Raw genomic sequence first — 2,776 nt, 5'->3', positions numbered from 1 at the left:
GTCAAGGGCCGGCGGGAGGCCGCCTATGAGGCACGGCTGGAGGTCCTCAAGCAGGAGGTGGTCGAGCGCGCCCTGCGCGCCGCGGCCGTGGATGTGACCCTGCCGGGCCGCCGGCCGGCGATCGGCCGCCTGCACCCCTCCACCCAGACCCTACGCGAGATTTACCATATCTTCACCCAGATGGGCTTCCAGATTTACCGCTCGCGCGAGGTGGAGACCGACGAGTACAACTTCGAGCTGTTGAACATGCCGCCCCATCACCCGGCGCGCGACATGTGGGATACCTTCTACATCAACAAGGATGTGGTGATGCGCACCCATACCTCGCCCGGGCAGATTCACGTCATGCGCGCCTATCACCCGGAGCCCATCCGCGCCATCCTGCCGGGCAAATGCTACCGCTATGAGCAGGTGACCGTGCGCTCCGAGCACATGTTCCATCAGGTCGAGGGGCTGGCCGTGGGCAAGCACATCACCATGGCCGATCTGAAGGGCACGATGATCCATTTCGCCCGGCAGATGTTCGGGCCGGAGCGCAAACTGCGCTTCCGCTGTAGCCATTTCCCCTTCACCGAGCCGAGCGTGGAAGTGGACATGGACTGCATCCTGTGCGGCGGGAAGGGGTGCAGTCTGTGCAAGCACACCGGCTGGTTGGAGATCGCCGGCGCCGGCATGGTGCACCCCGTCGTCCTGCGCAACGGCGGCTACGACCCGAACGAGTGGAGCGGCTTTGCCTTCGGCATGGGCATCGAGCGCATCGCCATGCTCAAGAACCACATCGAGGACATCCGCTACTTCTTCTCCAACGACCTGCGGTTCCTGGGACAATTCCATTGATGGGCCATCGGATAAGGGAGAGTGAACCATGCGTGTACCATTGAGCTGGCTGAAAGAATATGTGGACATCGGGGATATAACGGTAGACGAGCTGGCCGAGCGGCTGACGCTGGCCGGCCTGGAAGTCGTCGGCATCGAGCGCATCGGCGATTGGTGGGACCGGGACAAGATTTTCGTCGGCCAGATCGTGCGCGTGGACCCTCATCCCAACGCCGACCGGCTGACCCTGCCGACCGTGGAATACGGCGGGCCGGAGCCGATCACCGTCGTCACGGGCGCGCCCAACATCCGCGTGGGGGATGCCGGGCAGAAAGTGGCCCTGGCGCTGGCCGGCGCGGTGCTCATTGACGGCTACGCCGAAGACCGCCGGAAAACCACCCTCAAGCCGACCAAGATCCGCGGTGTGCGCTCCGCCGGCATGGTCTGCTCCGAGCGCGAGCTGGGCCTGTCGGACAGCCACGAGGGCATCCTGATCCTCCCGGACGACGCGCCGGTGGGCATGCCCCTGGCCGATTATCTCGGCGATGTGGTGCTGGACCTGGACCTGACGCCCAACCTGGCGCGCTGTTTCTCCATGATCGGCGTGGCGCGCGAGGTAGCCGCCTTGCTCGGCCGGCCGCTGAGGGTCGAGGAGCCGACCATGGAGGCGACCGGCCCCTCCATCGAAGGGCAGATTGACCTGGAGATCGCTGACCCAGACCTGTGTGCGCGCTACACCGCCGCGCTCATCAAGGGGGTCAAGATCGGGCCGTCACCCTGGTGGATGCAGCGCCGGCTGACCCTGGCCGGCATGCGCCCCATCAACAACATCGTGGACATCACCAACTACGTGATGCTGGAATGGGGACAGCCCCTGCATGCCTTTGACTATCACGCCCTGCGGCCGCGGCCGGGAAAAACCCATCCGCCGGCCATTATCGTGCGGCGCGCCCGCCCCGGCGAGAAGATGACCACGCTGGACGGCGTGGAGCGCCAGTTGACCGGGGATATGCTGCTCATCTGCGACGGCGCCGGCCCGGTGGCCATCGCCGGCGTCATGGGCGGGTTGGAAAGCGAGGTGACCGACCAGACCACTGACATCCTGCTGGAGTCGGCCAACTTCGACGCCATCAACAACCGCCGCACCGCGCAGGCCCTGCGCATGAGCACGGAGGCCTCCGCCCGTTTCGGGCGCGGCATCGCCCCCAGCATGACGGTACGCGCCGCCCGGCGCGCCGCCCAGCTCATGCGCGAGCTGGCCGGCGGCGAAATCGCTCAGGGCCTGGCTGATCTGTACCCGCGCCCGCAGGAGACCGTCGTGGTGACCTTCACCACCGCGGAGGTGGAGCGCATCCTGGGCGTGCATATGAGCGTCGAGGAGATCGTGGATATCCTGCGCCGGCTGGAGTTCCAATGCCGGGTGGAGGGGGAAACCATCCATGCCACTGTGCCGGACCACCGCCTGGATGTGCGCATCCCGGCCGATATTATGGAGGAGCTGGCGCGGGTCTACGGCTACGACCGCATCCCCAGCACCCTGCTGGCGGATGAACTGCCGCCCCAGCGGCGCTTCCACCAGTTGGAGACGGAGGAATTCATCCGGGATGTGCTGGCCGGCTGCGGCCTGCAGGAAGTCATCACCTATTCCCTGACGAGCCTGGAAGTGGAGGGCCGGCTGTATCCGGAAGGGGAATCGCCCCGGCCGGAGGACTTCATCCGCCTGGCGAACCCGCTGTCCAGCGAGCGGGAATACCTGCGCCGCTCGCTGAAAGCCAGCCTGCTGAGCACCGTGGCGTCCAACCTGCGCCACACCCCGCAGGTGGGCATCTTCGAGATCGCGGCGGTCTTTGAGCCGGCGCCGGGAGAGCTCCTGCCGCGCGAGCCTATGCGCCTGGCACTGGCAATGGCCGGCCCGCGACAGCCGCTGGCCTGGCACCCGCCGGCGCCGGAGAACATGGAC

General features: G+C 66.7%; 2 protein-coding genes. Both read left to right on the top strand.

Annotated elements, in window-relative coordinates; all coding sequences use genetic code 11:
• A partial coding sequence (pheS, locus tag H5T60_13800) for a phenylalanine--tRNA ligase subunit alpha (GenBank protein ID MBC7243506.1) occupies positions 1-837 on the top strand: 837 nt, incomplete at its 5' end.
• A 28-nt stretch (positions 838-865) separates the two neighbouring features.
• A partial coding sequence (locus H5T60_13795) for a phenylalanine--tRNA ligase subunit beta (protein MBC7243505.1) occupies positions 866-2,776 on the top strand: 1,911 nt, incomplete at its 3' end.

This window comes from Anaerolineae bacterium, assembly GCA_014360855.1.
GTDB lineage: Bacteria > Chloroflexota > Anaerolineae > JACIWP01 > JACIWP01 > JACIWP01.
The sequence above is the reverse complement of the archived record's forward strand: the minus strand, read 5'-3'. Positions and strand labels throughout refer to the sequence as shown.